Source organism: Pseudonocardia lacus (assembly GCF_018531445.1).
In the GTDB taxonomy this organism is placed as follows: Bacteria; Actinomycetota; Actinomycetes; order Mycobacteriales; family Pseudonocardiaceae; genus Pseudonocardia; species Pseudonocardia lacus.
In genome coordinates, this window is record NZ_JAHDTH010000409.1 from 1 (window position 1) to 2623 (window position 2623).

The 2623-nt window shown below is 77.8% G+C and carries 3 protein-coding genes; 1 reads left to right on the forward strand and 2 read right to left on the reverse strand.

The window, feature by feature from the left end; translation table 11 throughout:
* A partial coding sequence (locus tag KIK08_RS38550) for a TlpA family protein disulfide reductase (protein ID WP_214408254.1) occupies positions 1–430 on the forward strand: 430 nt, incomplete at its 5' end.
* On the opposite strand, the gene KIK08_RS42115 is transcribed toward KIK08_RS38550, so the two are convergent.
* Together KIK08_RS42115 and KIK08_RS38560 are read right to left on the reverse strand one after the other, a co-directional pair.
* A complete protein-coding gene (locus KIK08_RS42115; protein WP_214408255.1) occupies positions 418–2208 on the reverse strand; it encodes an ABC transporter ATP-binding protein in 1791 nt (596 codons plus the stop codon). The genes KIK08_RS38550 and KIK08_RS42115 overlap by 13 nt on opposite strands.
* 177 nt (positions 2209–2385) lie before the next feature.
* Positions 2386–2623: hypothetical protein (locus KIK08_RS38560; protein ID WP_214408256.1), on the reverse strand; the 238-nt coding region annotated here is incomplete at its 5' end.

The following is a 2623-nucleotide window of genomic DNA, read 5'->3' on the forward strand; positions in this document are numbered from 1 at the left end:
CGGCGGGCTGCCCCCGGGCGCGCCCGCACCCCGCTTCAGCGCCGGCACCCCCGACGGCGAGCAGGTCAGCGGCGCCCCGGGCACGGCGCTGCTGGGCTTCTTCTCCCCCACCTGCGACTCCTGCCACGACCACCTGCCGCACTTCGCCGAGCTGGCCCGGCGGGCCGCCGCGGACGGGGTCGAGACCTACGCGGTGATCGACGGCGACCGCGTCGCGGCGGCCGACCTCCTCGCCCGGGTGCCCGACGGCGAGCTGCGGGTGCTGCTCGCGCCGCGCCCGGACAACCCCCTGCTGGGCGGCTACCTGGTCGACGCCTACCCCACGTACACGGCCGTCGTCGACGGCGTCGTCGACGGCTCCTTCCACGGCGTCGCCGACCTGCACCGCTGGCTGGCGGCCCGGGCGGGCCAGGGGTCTCACACGCCGTAGAGCGCCACCTGGGCCTCGTGCAGCGCGGCGTAGCGCCCGCCCGCGCCCACCAGCTCGTCGTGGGTACCGGTCTCCACCACCCGGCCCTCGTGCAGCACGACGATCCGGTCGGCCGCGCGCACGCTCGGGTAGCGGTGCGAGATCAGCAGCACCGTGCGCCCGGCGAACAGCGCGCGGACGGCGTCGAAGAGCGCGCGCTCGGCCGGCGGGTCGAGCGCCGCGGTGGGCTCGTCCAGGATCACCAGCGGCGCGTCCCGGAAGAACGCCCTGGCCAGCGCCACGCGCTGCCACTGGCCGCCGGACAGGTCCGAGCCGCCGGCGAACTCCGGCCCGAGCACGGTGTCGTACCCGTCGGGCAGCGCGGCCAGCGCCGCGTCGGCCCCCGCGTCGAGCGCGGCCGCCCGGATGCCGGCCAGGTCGTCGCGCCGCTGCACCCGGCCGAACCCGATGTTGTCGCGGGCGGGCAGGGCGAAGCGCTGGAAGTCCTGGAACAGCACCGCGATCCGGTCGTGCACGGTGGCCGGGTCGAGGTCGGCCAGGTCGACGTCGTCCCAGCGGATGCGCCCGCGGTCGGGGCGGTGCAGCCCGGCCAGCAGGGTGGCCAGCGTCGTCTTGCCCGAGCCGTTCTCCCCGACCAGCGCGACGACCTCGCCCGCCTCGACGGTCAGCGACACGTCGCGCAGCGCCGGCTGCCGCCCGCTGGGGTGGGTGAAGGTGACGCCGTCGACGACGAGCCGCGCGAACCCGGCCGGCGCGGGTCGGCCCGGGCGGGCTGCGCGGTCGTGCTCCGCGCCGGCGAGCAGGGCCTCCAGGTCGCGCAGGAACGGGGCCACCTCGACGAGCATCCCGACCGAGACCCCGGCCGACTGCACCCGCTGGCCGAGCAGCAGCAGGGCGGCCGCCGCGGCACCGCCGTCGGCGGCGTCCAGGGCACCGGCGGCGATCAGCGCGATCAGCAGCGCCAGTGCGGTGCCCAGGAGCAGCGCCGATCCGACGGCGCCGACGGCGGTGGCGACCAGCTGGCGGCGGGTGACCCGGCGCAGCTGCGCGAGCCGCCGGTCGGACAGCCGCTGCCAGCGCTGCAGCAGGTGCGGGCCCAGCCCGAGCAGCCGCACCTCCTTGGCCGCGTCCCGGGACGACAGGGTGCGGGCCAGGTAGCCGCGCTCGCGCTCGGCCGGGGTGGTGTCCATGACGAAGCCCGCCTGCAGCCGCCCGATCCGCCCCGACGCCAGCACCGAGGGCACCGCGGCCAGCAGCACGGGCGCCAGCAGCAGGGGGTGGAACACGACCAGCGCCGCGGTCGCCCCGGCCGCGGTGACCAGGGCGCCGGCCAGCGTCACCGACCCCTGCACCACCGCGATCGGGCCCAGCGCCGCCTGCCGGGAGGCGCGGTCGAGGCGGTCGTGCAGCTCGGGGGTCTCGAAGGCGCGGTAGCGCATGGCCGCCGCCACGCCCAGCACCTGGCGCTGCACGTGCTGGGCGACGACCTCCGAGAGCAGCTGGTTGCGCTCGGCCACCAGCGCCCCGGCGACCCCGCCCGCGGCCAGCAGCAGCGCCAGCACCACGACCAGCGGCAGCGCCGCGGCCGGGGAGCCCGCCGACGACAGCACGACCTCCAGGACCGCGTTCACCGCGAGCAGCAGCCCCAGCACGGCACCGCCCTGCACCAACTGCAGGACGGCGACGACGACGAGGTCGCGGGGGGCGGCCGAGCGGACCATCCGCAGCGCCCGCACCAGCACGGCCGGCAGCGCGCGGCGCCCGTCGACCGATCCCACCAACCGCCCCCGCCCCGCGCCGGCCCCCGCGCCGACGCCGTCGACCGCCGATCATGCCGGGGGCGCGGGCCGGGTGGGAGCCCGCCAACAGGAGCAACGACCAGCAGCGTCCGCCGTGTGCCGCGCACCGATCCATCAATCAGCGGAACGGCCTATTGGCCTGCGGTGTGACACCGGTTACGGTCGGTATTCGATCACCGAGTGCGGGTTGGCCGGCGAGGCGCCGGCCACCACCCGAGCCACCACCACCCGAGCCACGGCCGCGGGCCGGCCACCGCGCAGGGCGTGCTGCACCAGCGGCACGCCCTGCTGCTCGTCCGGCCCCGGGCGGCCGCTACTTCTTCTCCGGCGCCAGCCCGGCCCGGCGCAGCGCGTCGGCCATCGCCCCGCCGCCGAACCCGGAGCCGGAGTCCTG